Below are 15,619 nucleotides of genomic sequence, written 5' to 3' on the forward strand. Positions count from 1 at the left end.
TGTGGCGCGGGTGCAACACAGCCCCGTGCCCCTAGCGGCGTTGCCCCGCCGTCGGCTGTTCAGCCACCGGGGTTGCCGTACCGTCCTCTTTCGCCAGCCGATGCGGCCACCACATCTTCGGGCCCACATCCAGGAACAGGGCCGGCACCAGTACGGACCGGACGATGAACGTGTCCAGGAGTACGCCCAGCGCCACCGCGAAGCCGATCTCGGCGAAGGCGACCATCGGCAGCGTGCCGAGGGCGGCGAAGGTGCCGGCCAGCACCAGGCCCGCGGACGTGATGACCGCGCCCGTCGCCGCCAGGCCCGTGACCACGCCTGGGCGGGTGCCCTGGCGGGCCGCCTCCTCGTGGATGCGGGTGGTCAGGAAGATGTTGTAGTCGATGCCGAGGGCCACCAGGAAGACGAAGACGAAGAGGGGGAAGTCCGTCGTCTCCCCCGCGTAGTCGAACAGGTACCTGAACGCGAGCGCGCTGATGCCCAGGGCCGCCGCGAACGACAGGATCACCGTCCCGATCAGCAGCAGCGGTGCGATCAGGGCGCGCAGCAGGGCGCACAGGATCAGCATGACGACGATCAGGACCAGCGGGATGATCAGCATGTTGTCGTGAGTGGTCGCCTCGTCCATGTCGAGCAGGGCGGCCGTACCGCCGCCGACCTGGGCGTCGGCGTCCGGTACCGCGTGGACGGCGTCCCGGACCCGTTCGACGGTCTGCTTCGCCGCCTCGCTGTCGGCCGGGTCGGTCATGGTCGCCTCGAAGAGGACCTTGCCCTCGTACGACGGTTTCGTGCCCGGTGGCAGGCCCAGCGACCCGGGGACGACGCCGTCGGTGGCGGCCACCGCCTCGCCCACCTGCTGTGCCTGCTCCTGGTTGCTGATGATGACCAGGGGATCGCCGCTGCCCGCCGGGAAGTAGCGTGCGGAGACCTCCTGGCCGACGATCGAGTCCGGTTTCCCGGTGAACGCGTCCGCGTTGCTGATGCCCTCGGCGCGCAGCTGGATCAGGCCGAGCGAGCAGACCGCGAGGATCAGTGCGGTGACGCTCCACACCATGCGCGGCCGGCGGGCGATACGGCGGCCCATCCGCGCCCACAGGCCCCGCTCGATGCGGTCGGGGTCGCCGAAGTGCGGGATCACGGGCCAGAAGATCCAGCGGCCGCAGATCACCAGCAGAGCGGGGAAGAGGGTCATCATCGCCAGCAGGGCCACCGCCACGCCGATCGCCGCCACCGGGCCGAGGCCGCTCGTCGAGTTCATCTCCGCGGCCAGCAGCACCAGCATGCTCAGGACGACGGTCGCGCCGGACGCGATCACGGCCGGGCCCGCCCGGTGCAGGGCCAGGGCCATCGCCTCGTGCCGGTCCTCGTGGTGGTGCAGTTCCTCGCGGTAGCGGGCGACCAGCAACAGGGCGTAGTCCGTCCCCGCACCGAAGACGAGGACCGTGAGGATGCCCGCGCTCTGGCCGTTGACCGTCAGGCCCGCGTGTTCCGCGAGCAGGTAGATGAGGGCCTGGGCGGTGAACAGGGCGGCGATGACCGAGAGCAGGGGGACCAGGAGGAGGCTGGGGCTGCGATAGGTGATCAGCAGCATCACGATGACGACGCCCATCGCGGACACCAGCAGTGTGGAGTCGATGCCCTCGAAGGCTTCGGAGAAGTCGGCGGAGGTGCCGCCCGGGCCCGTGATGTGCACGGCGAGACCGTCGCCGCCCTCACCGACGTCGTCCCGGATGGTGTCGACCGCGGGGGCGATCTCCTCCCAGCCCTTCTCGTCCATCGTGATCGGTACGAGGATCTGGGCCGCGCGCGGGTCCGTCTCACGGTCGAAGACCGGGCCGCGGGTCTCCGCGCCGCGGATGCCGTGGTCCCGGAGTTCCTTGATCTGCCGTGCGTCCTCCTCGATCTGCGCCCGGTCCTGGGCGGTCAGACCGTCGGCGCGGGCGTAGACGACGACCGCGGGGATCTGCTCGGGCCTGAAGTCCTCGGAGAGCTTGAGGACTTGGGTGGATTCGGCGGAGCCGGGCAGCCAGGAGGCGGCGTCGTTGTCCTGGGCGTCGGTGAGTTTCTGGGCGAAGGGCGCGGTGAGGAACAGCGCGACGACCCACAGCGCCAGTACGACCCACTTGGCGCGCCGTCCGCACACCAGATGCCCGATGCCTCGCTTGTCAGTCATGGCCACCCCCTTGGGCCCTGTCGCCGACCTCTCGCCTGCTCCGCGCCGACATGCACGCACTCTCGCCGCACCGGGGCTCGACCCAAGTGCGTCCAGCACGTGGGCCGAGCCCCGGCACGCCGAGAGCACGCACCTGCCACCGCGGAGCCCGCCCTCCGGGCGGACGGCGCGAGGTCGACGACAGGGCCCAGCCCGATGCCTCACGGTCGGCCGCCCAATATGGCACGGGTTGCCCCGACACAACATCCGATGAACGGCTTAGGTCCGGACCGGCGCGAACAATCGTGCCCGGACATGGCAGTCTTGGGTCATGGCCGCGCAGATCAACCCCAGCATTCTGTCCGCAGACTTCGCCCGCCTCGCGGACGAGGCGAAGGCGGTGGACGGAGCCGACTGGCTCCACGTCGACGTCATGGACAACCATTTCGTCCCGAACCTCACGCTCGGTGTGCCGGTCGTAGAGTCCCTCGCCCGCGCGACGGACACCCCGCTGGACTGCCATCTGATGATCGAGGCCCCCGATCGGTGGGCGCCCCAGTACGTAGAGGCGGGGGCCGGTTCCGTCACCTTCCACGTCGAGGCGGCCGCCGCTCCGGTCCGGCTCGCCCGGGAGATCCGGGCCAAGGGCGCCCGCGCCTCCATGGCGCTCCGGCCCGCGACGCCCATCGAGCCTTACGAGGATCTGCTCCCCGAGCTCGACATGCTCCTGATCATGACGGTCGAGCCGGGCTTCGGGGGACAGGCTTTCCTCGACATCATGCTCCCGAAGATTCGCCGCACCCGCGAGTTGATCAGGAAGCACGGCCTCGAACTCTGGCTCCAGGTCGACGGCGGAGTCTCGGCCTCCACCATCGAGCAGTGCGCCGACGCCGGTGCCGATGTCTTCGTCGCCGGATCGGCCGTCTACGGCGCATCCGACCCGGCCCAGGCGGTACGTGCACTGCGCACCCAAGCCGAGGAGGCGACCGCCAAGGCGAGCTGGGCATGCGGCCACTGAGCCACAGGAACGTGAACGGCTCCCATCAGGGCTGATCAAGTCCGCCGCATCTGCAAGGATGAACGGCGAATCCAGAGTGTGAACAGCAGTGAGGAGATGGCCGTGTCGGGTATGTCGGCGGGCCGGTCAGCCATGCGGATGGGACCCGCTGAGCTGGTGCAGGCGGCGGCCATGGCCCGCCGCTTCTATCTCGAGGGCAAGTCCAAGATCCAGATCGCCGAGGAGTTCGGCGTCAGCCGCTTCAAGGTGGCCCGGGTTCTGGAGACCGCCCTCGAGCGGGATCTCGTACGTATCGAGATCCGTGTTCCTGCCGAACTGGACGCCGAGCGCTCGGACGCGCTGCGCGCCCGGTACGGACTCAGGCATGCCGTCGTGGTGGAGTCGCCGGCCGAGGCGGAGGACTCGCCCGACCCGGAGAACCTCGGGGAGACGGCCGCCGACCTGCTCGGCGAACTGGTCAACGAGGGCGACGTCCTGGGCCTGGCCTGGGGCCGGTCCACGATTCACATGGCGGCGGCCCTCGACCGGCTGCCGCCGTGCACGGTGGTGCAGCTGACGGGGGTGTACGACGCCGGGACCGCCGAGCGCGGTTCGGTGGAGGCGGTACGGCGGGCCGCGCAGGTCTCGGGCGGCGACGCCCACCCGATCTACGCCCCGATGCTGCTGCCGGACGCGGCCACCGCGGCGGCGCTGCGCAACCAGACGGGGATCGCCCGGGCCTTCGAGTACTTCGACAAGGTCACGGTCGCCTGTGTCTCCATCGGCTCCTGGGGGCCGGGTGTCTCCACGGTGTACGACATGCTCAGCGAGGAGGAGCGGGCGCACTACTCGACCCTCGGCGTCGCCGCGGAGACCTCCGCGCACCTCTTCGACGCCGACGGGCGCCGGGTGGGCCGGGACCTGGGCGAGCGGTGCATCACGGTCAAGGCGGACCAGCTCCGCCGTATCCCCGAGGTCGTCGCGATCGCGGGCGGGGCGCGCAAGGCGATGGCCATCGACGCCGTGCTGCGGTCCGGGCTCGTCACCAGCCTGGTGACGGACACCTCGGCGGCGGACGTGCTGCTGACGGCAGGTCAGACGCCGAAGCCGGCGCTGAACCGCGCTGACCCGGACGGCCCCTGACCGAAGGTCGTGAGGGGGCGGCCGTGGCAGCGTGGACAGCATGCTGCTGCGGTTCGTCCCCCGGGTGCTGGCCTGTCTCCTCGTCGTCCTGCTGACGGGGTGTGCCTCGAGTGAGGCCGGTGAGGCCACTCCGTCGTGGGCCGAGGGCATGGCCACCGTCCAGGAGCCGCGGCTGCCCGCCCAGGCCCGCGAGACGCTCGACCTCATCGACGTCGGTGGCCCCTTCCCGTACGAGAAGGACGGCAGTGTCTTCGGGAACTTCGAGCGGCGGCTGCCCGCCCACAAGCGCGGTTACTACCACGAATACACCGTCCCCACGCCGGGCTCGCGCGATCGCGGGGCCCGGCGCATTGTCACCGGGCGGGGCGACGAGATCTACTACACCGATGATCACTACGACTCGTTCAGGGCGGTACTGAGATGACGGCGGTCGTGGCCACGCTGGACCTCGACGGGGTCACGGACAAGGCGAGCCTGATGGAGCGCTGTGTCCGGGACCTGCGGCTGCCGGACTACTTCGGGCGGAACTGGGACGCGCTGGCCGACGTCCTCTCCGACCCGGGACTGTGGCCCGAGGACACCGTCGGGGACAGATTCGTCGTCGTACGGAACTGGGAGCGGTACGCCGAGGCGCGGCCGGGCGAGTGGGCGACCGCCCGTGAGGTGTTCTCGCAGGCGTCCGCGCTCACGGTGACGCTCGCGCTCGGAGGATCCTCCTAACGCGCCTCTGACCTGCCTGGATGATCTGCCCGGGCATCGCATTCCGGTGGACATGGGACAATGAAGTACGTGCTCTTCCCCCTGGCTGTCCTGTCCGGGGGCCACCTCTGATCGACTGGGATGTGCAGCACGTGCGTTTCCTCAATGGCATCCAGCCCGCGTACGACCTGACGTACGACGACGTCTTCATGGTCCCGAGCCGCAGCGCGGTCGGCTCGCGTCAGGGTGTGGACCTCAGCGCCCCGGACGGCACGGGGACCACGATCCCGCTGGTCGTCGCCAACATGACCGCCATCGCCGGGCGCCGCATGGCCGAGACGATGGCCCGGCGCGGTGGCCTGGTGGTCATTCCGCAGGACATCCCGATCGAGGTCGTCACCGAGGTCGTCTCCTGGGTGAAGAGCCGCCACCACGTCCTGGACACCCCGATCGTGCTGGCCCCGCACCAGACCGTCGCCGACGCGCTGGCCCTGCTGCCCAAGCGGGCGCACAACGCCGGAGTGGTCGTCGACGAGGACGGCCGACCCGTCGGTGTCGTCACCGACCGGGACCTGACCGGCGTCGACCGCTTCACGCAGCTCGAGGTCGTCATGTCCAAGGACCTGCTGCTGATCGACGCGGACATCGACCCGCGCGAGGCCTTCAACCGTCTGGACGCGGCCAACCGCCGCTATGCCCCCGCCGTGGACAAGGAAGGCCGTCTCGCCGGCATCCTCACCCGCAAGGGCGCGCTGCGGGCGACGCTGTACACGCCGGCCGTCGACGCTCAGGGCAAGCTGCGCATCGCCGCCGCCGTCGGTATCAACGGCGATGTCGCGGGCAAGGCCAAGCAGCTGCTCGACGCGGGCGTGGACACGCTCGTCATCGACACGGCGCACGGCCACCAGGAGTCGATGATCAGCGCGATCAAGGTCGTGCGGGCGCTCGACCCCCAGGTGCCGATCGTCGCCGGCAACATCGTGGCCGCCGAGGGTGTGCGGGATCTGATCGAGGCCGGTGCCGACATCATCAAGGTCGGTGTGGGTCCCGGTGCCATGTGCACCACCCGCATGATGACCGGCGTGGGCCGGCCGCAGTTCTCGGCCGTGCTGGAGTGCGCCGCCGAGGCGAAGAAGTACGGCAAGCACGTCTGGGCCGACGGCGGTGTCCGGCACCCGCGTGACGTCGCCATGGCGCTGGCCGCCGGTGCGTCCAACGTGATGGTCGGGTCGTGGTTCGCGGGCACCTACGAGTCCCCGGGCGACCTTCAGCAGGACGCCGACGGGCGGCTCTACAAGGAGTCGTTCGGCATGGCGTCCGCTCGTGCCGTGGCCAATCGTACGTCCGAGGAGTCCTCGTACGACCGGGCCCGCAAGGCGCTGTTCGAGGAGGGCATCTCCACCTCCCGTATGTTCCTCGACCCGTCCCGTCCCGGTGTCGAGGACCTGATCGACTCGATCATCGCGGGTGTCCGCTCCTCCTGCACCTACGCCGGTGCGGGCTCCCTGGAGGAGTTCGCCGAGAAGGCGGTCGTGGGCATCCAGAGCGCGGCCGGCTACGCGGAGGGCCAGCCGCTGCACGCCAGCTGGAGCTGAGGCTGCAACTCCCTTGTGCACGGCCCCCGTTGAAAATTCGGGGGCCGTTCGCGTTCCCGGGCTCTACCGTCGGGTGCATGGAGATCACCGTCTGCCGGGCCGCCGATGTGGCGCTGCTCGACCAGCGCGCGGGCTCGCTCGGAGTCACCTCCTTCCATGGCCGCCGGTTCGCGCGCCAGGAGGCGGGGGAGAGCACGTATCTCGTCGCGTGGCTGGAAGGGCGGCCCGTGGGCAACACCGAGCTGCGCCGGACCGGGTGTGCGGCGCCCGAAGTCACCGTGGACCCCCCGGAGATCAACGCGCTGGACGTCTTTCCGGAGCGACTGCGCTCGCGCGGCATCGGGACCGCGCTGATCCGTGCCGCCGAGGGGCTCGCCAGGGAGCGGGGGCTGACGGTCGTGGGCATCGGCATCGGCGTCGGCAAGGACAACCCACGCGCGGCCGCCCTCTACGCCCGGCTCGGGTACCGCCCGCTGGTCGGCTACGTCGACCGGTACTCCTACGAGGCGGCCGACGGGACCACCCGGGAGTGCGTCGACGCTGCCGTCTTCTTGGTCAAGAACCTGCTCTGAGCAGGCCGTACGCAATACTGCGAAGCCTCCGCGCAACGAACACCCGCCCCCTTGCGATGAACGCAACGATCTTGCGGATACGCGCAAGGTTGCTGCATTACGACCGTGATGCCCCGGCTCATAGGGTCATGCGCTGTACTCAAATGCAGTGACGAAGGAGTCAGCGCGTGCTCGACCAAGGCGCACCCCCGCAACAGCGCACATCACGGTCCCCGGGAGTCGGTGCGCGTCTTGTGCGACGCAAGCCCGTCGAACGCCTGGTCGCCGAAGGAGGGCAGGGCGAGGGCGGCAGTCTTCGGCGCTCCCTCGGGCTCTGGCAGCTGACCATGATCAGCATCGGTGCCACGCTCGGCACCGGCATCTTCGTCGTCCTCGGCGAGGCCGTGCCCAAGGCCGGTCCGGCCGTCACCCTGTCCTTCGTGGTCGCGGGCCTGACAGCACTGTTCTCGGCCCTGTCCTACGCCGAACTCGCGGGCACGATCCCGGTCGCCGGGTCCTCGTACTCGTATGCGTACGCGACGATGGGCGAGCTGGTCGCCTGGGTCTGCGGATGGTGTCTGATCCTGGAGTACGGCGTCTCGGTCGCGGCCGTCGCCGTCGGCTGGGGCGAGTACCTCAACGAGCTGCTCGACGGGTCCATCGGCGTCACCATCCCGGACGCGCTGTCCGCCCCACCCGGGGACGGCGGAATCTTCAACCTGCCGGCGCTGATCGTCGTACTCCTGGCCATGGCCTTCCTGCTCGGCGGCGCGAAGGAGTCCGCGCGGGCCAACACCGTCATGGTCATCGTGAAGATCGCCGCGCTGGTGCTGTTCTGCGCCATCGGTGTCCAGGGTTTCCGCTCCGGCAACTACGACCACTTCATGCCGCTCGGCATGGCGGGCGTGAGCGCGGCCGGGGCGACGCTGTTCTTCTCGTACATCGGCTTCGACGCCGCCTCCACCGCCGGTGAGGAGGCCAAGAACGCGCAGCGTGACCTGCCGCGCGCGATCATGCTGTCGCTGGTCATCGTGACGGCCCTGTACGTCCTCGTCGCGGCCGTCGCCGTCGGTGCGAAGCCCTGGCAGCGGTTCGGGGACTCGGAGGCGGCGCTGGCCCAGATCATGCGCGAGGTGACCGGGCAGACCTTCTGGGGGACTCTGCTGGCCGGCTGTGCCGTCATCGCCATCGCGAGCGTCGTGCTGACCGTGCTCTACGGCCAGACCCGCATCCTCTTCGCGATGTCCCGGGACGGGCTCGTGCCGAGGGTGTTCTCGCGCGTGCACCCCAGGACCGGCGCGCCCCGTGCCAACACGGTCATCGTGTCCCTGTTCTGCGGTGTGCTCGCCGCCGCGATCCCGCTGGGTCAGCTCGCCGACGCCACCAGCATCGGCACGCTCTTCGCCTTCGCGCTGGTCAACATCGCCGTCGTGGTGCTGCGCCGGAGCCGTCCGGACATGCCGCGCACCTTCCGGGTGCCGCTGTCGCCGGTGCTGCCCGCGCTGGGGCTCGGGTTCTGTCTCTGGATGATGGGCAGTCTGTCGGCCGTCACCTGGGTGGTCTTCGGAGTCTGGATGGCCGCCGGGCTCGTGTTCTACTTCGTATACGGCTATCGCCGCTCCCGACTCGCAACACCTGAGAGCTGATCCACCCACCGTGCTCAACGATCTCGACGAACGCATCGTCCACGCCCTCGCCGAGGACGCCCGCCGCTCCTACGCGGACATCGGGCAGATCGTCGGCCTCTCCGCGCCCGCCGTGAAGCGGCGCGTGGACCGGCTCCGCGCCACCGGAGCCATCACCGGCTTCACGGTACGGGTCGACCCGTCGGCCCTCGGCTGGGAGACCGAGGGGTTCGTCGAGATCTACTGCCGTCACAACACCTCGCCGGACACCATCCGGCGGGGCCTGGAGCGCTATCAGGAGGTCGTCGCCGCGTCCACGGTCACGGGGGACGCGGACGCGGTCGTCCAGGTCTTCGCCTCCGACATGCGGCACTTCGAGCGGGTCCTGGAGCGGATCGCGGGGGAGCCGTTCGTGGAGCGCACCAAGTCGGTGCTGGTGCTGTCGCCGCTGCTGCGGAGGTTTTCTTCGGGGGCGCCCGGGTGAGGGGCGGTGCGGTCGTGGGGCGGCAACGGCCCGCACCCCCGAGCTCTACTCCGCCGTCTTCCTGGCCAGCGCGTTGTTGTCCATCGAGTTGTGCACGCTGAAGCTCACCGCGTCCGAGCGGTAGCGGTCGTCCGACCACTCCACCGGGCGCCCTTCGCGGGTCGTCGTCACCCGGCGGACGCGCAACAACGGACTGGTACGGCGCACGAGCAGCAGCTCCGCGTCCTGCGCGCCCGCCGCGACCGCGTCGATGACGTGCTCGCCGTACGCGAAGACCAACCCCCTGTCGTCGTACAGGCGTTGGGTCACCGACGGACAGTCCGGCTCGATGGGTTCGACGGCGGGGGAGATCCAGTCGGCGTACACGGTCCGCTCCAGCAACACCGGCTCGCCGTCCAGGCCGCGCACCCGCAGGACATGCAACACCTGCGTGCCGGCGCGTAGTTGGAGACGTATCGCGTCCTCCTGGGTCGCCGGACGGTACTCCTGTGCGACCACCCGCCCCGTCGCCTCGCGGCCCATCGCCCGCGCCCACTGCGCGAAGCTGCGCAGCTCGGCGAAGCTCTGGCTGCGACGGCTGGCCAGGACCATGCGGCGGGCGCCCTGGCGGGAGCCGATGAGGCCCTCGGCGGTCAGCGCGGCGACCGCCTGGCGGACCGTGCCGCGCGAGACGTCGTACTGGGCCGCGAGGTCCGTCTCGGCGGGGAGTCGACTGCCGACTGTGTACTCCTCGCGGTCGATCGCCCGGCGCAGTGCGTCGGCGATCTCCTCGTGTCGCGCCGGCATGCTTCCCCTCTGAGTCGACTGCTGTGCACAGCGTGACCAGCCTAGACGACATCCGGCAGGGATCCGAGGGGTGCGTGATCGTCAGGGAACACAGGGGTCACTGTTTCGCCAGTGTTTACGGAATCGATACCGGCAGCAGCCTTACTGAGGCCAACTTGTTCAGACAAGTTATCTGACACAAGTTCTCTCGCTCCTTCTCTCCCTCGCTCCTTCTCTCCGTTCGACTCCTGCACCCTCGCGCGTCCCCTGGAGAAGCCGTGACCGTGTCCCTGCCGAGAACCGCCGCACTCGGCGTCCTCGCCGCCCTCGCCCTCAGCGCCTGTGGCGCCGCCCCCGAGAACTCCTCGACCACCGCCGACGGCAAGAACGCCGCCACCGCCACCTCCGCCGCCGACTTCGGCGGACTCGACGCCCTGGTGAAGGCGGCCAAGAAGGAGGGCAAGCTCAACGCCATCGCGCTGCCCCGCGACTGGGCCAACTACGGCGCCCTCATCGACGGCTTCGAGAAGAAGTACGGCATCGAGGTCGCCGTCGAGAACCCCGACGGCGCCAGCCAGGACGAGATCAACGCCGTCACCTCGCGCAAGGGGCAGGACCGGGCCCCCGACGTGCTCGACCTCGGCAGCTCCTTCGCCATCAGCGCGGCCGAGCAGGGGCTGCTCGCCCCGTACAAGGTGGCGTCCTTCGCCGACATCCCCGGCGAGCAGAAGGACGCACAGGCACGCTGGTACAACGACTACGGCGGCTACATCTCCATCGGCTGCGACGCCAAGCGCGTCAAGACCTGCCCCACCACCTTCGCCGATCTCCTCAAGCCCCAGTACAAGGGCCAGGTCGCCCTCAACGGCAACCCCACCAAGTCCGGTTCCGCCTTCGGCGGCGTCTGGGCGGCCTCGCTCGCGAGCGGCGGCTCCTTCGACGACATCCAGCCCGGCCTCGACTTCTTCAAGAAGCTGAAGAGCAACGGCAACTACACGCCCGTCGAGTCGACCCCGGCCACCGTCGAGAAGGGCGAGACGCCCATCAGCATCGACTGGGACTACCTGAACGCCGGGTACGCCGAGGAGTTCAAGTCCAAGGGCGTCGACTGGACGGTGTCGGTCCCCAGCGACGGCAAGTTCTCGCAGTACTACTCCCAGGCGATCAACAAGGACGCCCCGCACCCGGCGACCGCCCGCCTGTGGCAGGAGTACCTCTACAGCGCCGAGGGCCAGAACCTGTGGCTCAAGGGGTACGCCCGCCCCGCCCTGATGACCGCGATGGAGAAGGCCGGCACCCTCGACAAGACCGCCGCGGCCAAGCTGCCCGAGGTCTCCGGTACGCCGAGCTTCCCGACCGAGGCCCAGCAGAACAAGGCCAAGACGGTGCTCGGACAGGGCTGGGCGAAGGCCGTCTCCGGATGACGGCCACCGCCGTACGAGTGGACTCGGCGCCGACCGTCGCGGTGAAGCGGCGGCGCCGGTCCCTCGGCTGGCTCGCCGTGGTCCCGCTGCTCACCTTCACCGCAGTGGCCTTCGGGCTGCCGGCCTGGGCCATCCTGGACGGGGCGTTCACGGTGAAGACGACGGGCGGGTTCGGTACGGCCAACCTGACCGCCTCGTTGCAGGGCGCCTACCTCACCGCTCTCCTCGGCAGCGTCAAACTGTCCGCGGTGTCGGCCGTGCTGGCCGCCCTGTTCGGACTGCCGCTCGCCCAGGCCGTGGTGACATCCCGGCACCGAGCGCTCCGCGAGGCCGTCCTCACCGCCTCCGGCGTCCTCGCCAACTTCGGCGGCGTCCCGCTGGCCTTCGCCTTCGTCGCCACCCTCGGCAACGCCGGTGTGCTGACGAGGCACCTGGGCCTCACCGACAAGGGCTGGGACCTCTACAGCTTCTGGGGACTGGTGATCGTCTACCTGTACTTCCTGATCCCGCTGATGGTCCTCACCATCACCCCGGCCCTGGAGGGGCTGCGCGTCCAGTGGCGCGAGGCCGCGCAGAACAACGGGGCGACGACCACGCAGTACTGGCGCCATGTCGCCCTGCCCGTCCTCGCGCCCTCACTGCTCGGCGGGCTCGTGCTGCTCTTCGGCACCGCCTTCGCCGCGTACGCCACCGCCGCCGCGATCGTGGGCAGCTCCATCCCGCTGATCACCCTGCAGATCGCCGACGCGCTCTCCGGCAACGTGCTCGTGGGCCAGGAGAACGTGGCGCTCGCCCTCAGCCTCGACATGGTCCTCATCGCGGGCCTGGTCATGGCCGTGTACCTGCCCCTGCAACGACGGAGCGCGCGATGGCTCGCCTGAACCTGTGGCGGTGGGGCGTCTACGGCCTCGCCGGGCTGTACTTCCTGGTGCCGCTCGCCGCGTCGATCGTCTTCACGGTCGACGTACCCGGGCAGGGCCTCACCTTCGACGCCTACACCCAGATCTTCTCCACCGGCGGCTTCGTCAGCAGCCTGCTGCTCTCGCTGGAACTGGCCCTCGCGACGATCGTCGTCGTGCTGCTCCTGATGGTGCCCGCGACCGTGGCGCTGCGGCTGGGATCGCCCCGGCTGCGGCCGGTCGTCGAGGTGGTGTGTCAACTGCCTTTGGTGGTACCGCCGATCGCACTCGTCGCCGGCATCATCACGGTCCTGAAGTGGGGGCCCGAACACCTCTCCCGCACCCCGCTGTTCCAGACGTTCGTGGCGATCCAGAACCCCGACTTCCCCGTCATCCTCGTCCTGGCGTACGTCGTGATGGCCCTGCCGTTCGTGCATCGCGCCCTGGACGCCGGGCTGCGCGCGGTCGATGTCCGCACCCTCGTCGAGGCCGCCCGCAGCTGCGGGGCGAGCTGGCCGCAGGCGCTGGTCCGGGCCGTACTGCCCAATCTGCGGGGCGCTCTCCTCAACTCCTCCTTCCTCACGCTGGCGTTGGTGCTCGGTGAGTTCACGGTCGCCCAGCTGCTCGGCTTCCAGCCCTTCGCCGTGTGGATCGTGAACGTCAGCGGCTCGCAGGCCCAGCTCTCCGTCGCCGTGTCCGTGCTCAGCCTGCTCGTGACGTGGGTGCTGCTCCTCGTCCTGGCCGGCTTCGGCGGACGCGCCCGTACTACTTCCCGGGGATGACCATGAAGACGCTCGAGAAAGCGGCCACCGTCGAATTCCGGGGCCTGCGCAGGGAGTTCGGTCCGACCGTCGCCCTCGACGGACTCGACCTGACCGTCCGGCCCGGGGAGCTGCTCGCCCTGCTCGGCCCGTCCGGCTGCGGCAAGACCACCGCGCTGCGCATGCTCGCGGGCTTCGAACACCCCGACTCCGGCGAGGTGCTGGTGGACGGCGAGGACGTCACCCGGGTGCCGGCCCACCGCCGTGACGCCGGCATGGTCTTCCAGTCGTACAGCCTCTTCCCGCATCTCGACGCGATCGACAACGTGGCCTTCGGGCTGCGGATGAGGAAGGTGCGCACGGCCGAACGACGGGCACGTGCCGTCGAGTTGCTGGAGCTGGTCGGCCTCGCCGACAAGGGCGGGCGCTTCCCGCACGAGCTCTCCGGCGGCCAGCAGCAGCGCGTCGCCCTGGCCCGTGCGCTCGCCCTGCGGCCGCGGGTGCTGCTCCTCGACGAGCCGCTGTCGGCGCTCGACGCCAAGGTGCGGCTCAGCCTGCGCGAGGAGATCCGGCGGCTCCAGCAGGAGCTCGGGATCACCACGCTCTTCGTGACCCATGACCAGGAGGAGGCGCTGTCGATGGCGGACCGGGTCGCGGTGATGCACGCCGGGCGGCTCGAACAGTGCGCGGCCCCGGCCGAGTTGTACGGCCGTCCGGCCACCGCCTTCGTCGCCGAGTTCGTCGGGACGATGAGCCGGATACCGGGACGGCTGGCCGAGGGGTCCGTCGATGTGCTCGGGCAGCGGCTGCCCGTGGACGGCCCGGTGCCCTCGGCGACCGAGGTGGACGTGCTGGTGCGGCCCGAGGCCGTACGCGTGCGGGCCGACGACGAGGGGAAGGCTAGCGTCGTCGCCACCTCCTTCCTGGGCGCCGCCGTCCGTGTCACCGTCCGGCTCGCCGACGGCACCGACGTGAAGGCCGACCTGCCCGCCCACGAGGCCGCCGGGCTCGGGGCCGGGGCCGCGGTGAGCGTGGCCCTGCCGGAGCGGCCGGTGCTCGTCGCCGAGCGGAGCGCGCCGTGAGCCGACTCCCGCTCCAGGCCGTCCTGTTCGACATGGACGGCACGCTCGTCGACACCGAGCGGCTGTGGTGGGAGGCGGTGGAACAGGTGGCCGGCCGGACCCTGACCGAGGCGGACCAGCCGGAGGTGCTCGGCCGCGCGGTCGAGGACACCGCCGCCTGGCTGTCCGCGGCCACGGGCACCCCGGCCGCCGAGCTGGCCGACGCGCTCCACCGGGAGTTCGCCGACCGCGTCCGCACCGGCATCGTGCCCCGCCCCGGCGCGCTCGACCTGCTGGGCGCGCTGGCCCGCGAGGGAGTGCCCACGGCCCTGGTGACCGCGTCCCCCAGAGCGGTCGCCGACACGGTGCTCGAAGCGCTCGGCGCCGAGCGCTTCGCCGTCTCCGTGACCGCCGACGACACACCCCGCACCAAGCCGGCCCCCGATCCCTACCTCGCCGCCTGCCGGGCCCTGGGCGTCGATCCCGCCGCCTGCGTGGCCGTCGAGGACACGGAGACCGGGGTCGCCTCCGCCGAGGCCGCCGGGTGCGCGGTGCTCGCCGTGCCCTCCCTCGCGCCGATCGCGGCCGCGCCGGGCCGGACCGTCCTGGCCGGCCTGGAGGGGGTCACCGTCGACCGGCTCCGCTCCCTGCTGCCGTACCGGCTCCGCGTCATGACCTGGAACCTCTGGTACGGCGGCACCAAGGTCCACGACCACCGGGCCAAACAGCTCAAGGTCATCGCCGAGACCGAGGTGGACGTGGTCGGTCTCCAGGAGACGTACGGCACCGCCGCCCAGGAGCTCGCCGAGGCCCTCGGCTGGTACCACCACCGGGCCGGGGTGAACCTCGGCATCATCAGCCGCCACCCGATCACGGACACCTTCGGGGACCCGGAGGTGGGCTTCTACGGCGCGGCGGGTGTCCGGGTCCGCGTCGCCGAGGGCGCCGAGGCTGACGTGTGGACGGTCCACCTGGACTACGAGTCGTACGGGCCCTACGTGCCGTCGGCCGCCCACGAGGAGGTGCGGCTCGCCCAGCTGACAGATGCGCTGGGCAGGATCGACGAGACCGTGCCCGTCGCCCTCGTCGGTGACTTCAACACTCCCTCGCACCTGGACTGGCCGGACATCGAGTGGCCGGTCACGAAGGCGGCCGAGGAAGCGGGCTTCGTCGACTCCTACCGTCAGGCCCACCCCGACCCCGTGGCGGAGCCCGGTCACACATGGTCGCCGGTCCAGGCCGCGCCGGAGCCGCAGGACCGGATCGACTTCGTGCTGCACCGAGGGCTGCGGGTGCTCGACTCCCGGACGTACGTCAGCGGCACCCCCCGGACCTGGCCGGATGTCGAGGACAACGACTGGCCGTCCGACCACGCGGCGGTGATCACCACTTTTTCGCTGGGCAGCGAGGCCGGGACTGTCTAGCATCGGTGTCATGACCTGGCGACATTGATCCACCAGCCG

Annotated in this window: 15 protein-coding genes; 13 read left to right on the plus strand and 2 right to left on the minus strand. The window is 70.5% G+C overall.

Features of this window, described 5'->3' with window-relative positions:
• Positions 1-31: 31 nt before the first annotated feature.
• Positions 32-2,173 (minus strand): MMPL family transporter, encoded by a 2,142-nt coding sequence (locus tag ACWD3I_RS31120; RefSeq protein WP_365403249.1) that lies wholly within the window; start codon positions 2,171-2,173, stop codon positions 32-34.
• A gap of 310 nt (positions 2,174-2,483) precedes the next feature.
• Here ACWD3I_RS31120 and rpe point away from each other — a divergent pair, with 310 nt between their 5' ends.
• The 8 genes from rpe (at position 2,484) to ACWD3I_RS31160 (ending at position 9,246) form a co-directional block, all read left to right on the plus strand.
• Positions 2,484-3,170: a ribulose-phosphate 3-epimerase gene (rpe, locus tag ACWD3I_RS31125; protein WP_365403246.1), complete on the plus strand. Its 687-nt coding sequence runs from the start codon at positions 2,484-2,486 to the stop codon at positions 3,168-3,170.
• 78 nt (positions 3,171-3,248) lie between these two features.
• On the plus strand, positions 3,249-4,292 hold the full coding sequence (locus tag ACWD3I_RS31130) for a sugar-binding domain-containing protein (protein ID WP_171144130.1): 1,044 nt from the start codon (positions 3,249-3,251) through the stop codon (positions 4,290-4,292).
• A 40-nt stretch (positions 4,293-4,332) separates the two neighbouring features.
• Positions 4,333-4,716 (plus strand): ribonuclease domain-containing protein, encoded by a 384-nt coding sequence (locus ACWD3I_RS31135; protein WP_365403301.1) that lies wholly within the window; start codon positions 4,333-4,335, stop codon positions 4,714-4,716.
• Complete coding sequence (locus tag ACWD3I_RS31140; RefSeq protein ID WP_046260036.1) at positions 4,713-5,012, plus strand: barstar family protein; 300 nt, start codon at positions 4,713-4,715, stop codon at positions 5,010-5,012. Before ACWD3I_RS31135 ends, ACWD3I_RS31140 begins: the two co-directional genes overlap by 4 nt.
• Positions 5,013-5,143: 131 nt before the next feature.
• Entirely contained in the window at positions 5,144-6,586 is a 1,443-nt protein-coding gene (locus ACWD3I_RS31145) for a GuaB1 family IMP dehydrogenase-related protein (protein ID WP_365403242.1), read from the plus strand.
• Between the two features lie 77 nt (positions 6,587-6,663).
• Positions 6,664-7,158 carry a GNAT family N-acetyltransferase gene (locus tag ACWD3I_RS31150; RefSeq protein ID WP_365403239.1) on the plus strand — a complete coding sequence of 165 codons (495 nt, stop codon included), beginning with the start codon at positions 6,664-6,666 and terminating at the stop codon, positions 7,156-7,158.
• Between the two features lie 167 nt (positions 7,159-7,325).
• A complete protein-coding gene (locus ACWD3I_RS31155; RefSeq protein ID WP_365403236.1) occupies positions 7,326-8,783 on the plus strand; it encodes an amino acid permease in 1,458 nt (485 codons plus the stop codon).
• A 10-nt stretch (positions 8,784-8,793) separates the two neighbouring features.
• Positions 8,794-9,246 carry an Lrp/AsnC family transcriptional regulator gene (locus ACWD3I_RS31160; protein WP_046260034.1) on the plus strand — a complete coding sequence of 151 codons (453 nt, stop codon included), beginning with the start codon at positions 8,794-8,796 and terminating at the stop codon, positions 9,244-9,246.
• Between the two features lie 45 nt (positions 9,247-9,291).
• Here the strand turns inward: ACWD3I_RS31160 and ACWD3I_RS31165 are convergent, their stop codons facing one another.
• Complete coding sequence (locus ACWD3I_RS31165; protein ID WP_365403232.1) at positions 9,292-10,032, minus strand: GntR family transcriptional regulator; 741 nt, start codon at positions 10,030-10,032, stop codon at positions 9,292-9,294.
• A 257-nt stretch (positions 10,033-10,289) separates the two neighbouring features.
• On the opposite strand from ACWD3I_RS31165, the gene ACWD3I_RS31170 reads away from it, so the two are divergent.
• Genes ACWD3I_RS31170 through ACWD3I_RS31190 form a run of 5 tightly spaced genes read left to right on the plus strand, consistent with a single transcriptional unit; the run spans position 10,290 to position 15,580 of the window.
• The gene (locus tag ACWD3I_RS31170; RefSeq protein ID WP_365403229.1) at positions 10,290-11,435 is read left to right on the plus strand and encodes an ABC transporter substrate-binding protein; all 1,146 of its coding nucleotides are present in this window, start codon (positions 10,290-10,292) and stop codon (positions 11,433-11,435) included.
• Positions 11,432-12,316, plus strand: coding sequence for an ABC transporter permease (locus tag ACWD3I_RS31175; protein ID WP_365403226.1), 885 nt, complete (start codon positions 11,432-11,434; stop codon positions 12,314-12,316). Before ACWD3I_RS31170 ends, ACWD3I_RS31175 begins: the two co-directional genes overlap by 4 nt.
• Positions 12,304-13,116, plus strand: coding sequence for an ABC transporter permease (locus ACWD3I_RS31180; RefSeq protein ID WP_266895087.1), 813 nt, complete (start codon positions 12,304-12,306; stop codon positions 13,114-13,116). The genes ACWD3I_RS31175 and ACWD3I_RS31180 overlap by 13 nt, the downstream gene beginning before the upstream one ends.
• A 2-nt stretch (positions 13,117-13,118) precedes the next feature.
• A complete protein-coding gene (locus ACWD3I_RS31185) occupies positions 13,119-14,177 on the plus strand; it encodes an ABC transporter ATP-binding protein (RefSeq protein ID WP_365403222.1) in 1,059 nt (352 codons plus the stop codon).
• Entirely contained in the window at positions 14,174-15,580 is a 1,407-nt protein-coding gene (locus tag ACWD3I_RS31190) for an HAD-IA family hydrolase (RefSeq protein ID WP_451084224.1), read from the plus strand. Before ACWD3I_RS31185 ends, ACWD3I_RS31190 begins: the two co-directional genes overlap by 4 nt.
• Positions 15,581-15,619 lie beyond the last annotated feature (39 nt).

Source organism: Streptomyces sp. NPDC002817 (genome assembly GCF_053592055.1).

Excerpts from the sequence above, each read along its gene's own strand:
- ACWD3I_RS31120 (WP_365403249.1), bottom strand. The coding sequence starts at position 2,173 with ATGACTGACAAGCGAGGCATCGGGCATCTGGTGTGCGGACGGCGCGCC.
- rpe (WP_365403246.1), top strand. The coding sequence starts at position 2,484 with ATGGCCGCGCAGATCAACCCCAGCATTCTGTCCGCAGACTTCGCCCGC.
- ACWD3I_RS31135 (WP_365403301.1), top strand. The coding sequence starts at position 4,333 with ATGCTGCTGCGGTTCGTCCCCCGGGTGCTGGCCTGTCTCCTCGTCGTC.
- ACWD3I_RS31140 (WP_046260036.1), top strand. The coding sequence starts at position 4,713 with ATGACGGCGGTCGTGGCCACGCTGGACCTCGACGGGGTCACGGACAAG.
- ACWD3I_RS31150 (WP_365403239.1), top strand. The coding sequence starts at position 6,664 with ATGGAGATCACCGTCTGCCGGGCCGCCGATGTGGCGCTGCTCGACCAG.
- ACWD3I_RS31165 (WP_365403232.1), bottom strand. The coding sequence starts at position 10,032 with ATGCCGGCGCGACACGAGGAGATCGCCGACGCACTGCGCCGGGCGATC.
- ACWD3I_RS31175 (WP_365403226.1), top strand. The coding sequence starts at position 11,432 with ATGACGGCCACCGCCGTACGAGTGGACTCGGCGCCGACCGTCGCGGTG.
- ACWD3I_RS31180 (WP_266895087.1), top strand. The coding sequence starts at position 12,304 with ATGGCTCGCCTGAACCTGTGGCGGTGGGGCGTCTACGGCCTCGCCGGG.
- ACWD3I_RS31185 (WP_365403222.1), top strand. The coding sequence starts at position 13,119 with ATGAAGACGCTCGAGAAAGCGGCCACCGTCGAATTCCGGGGCCTGCGC.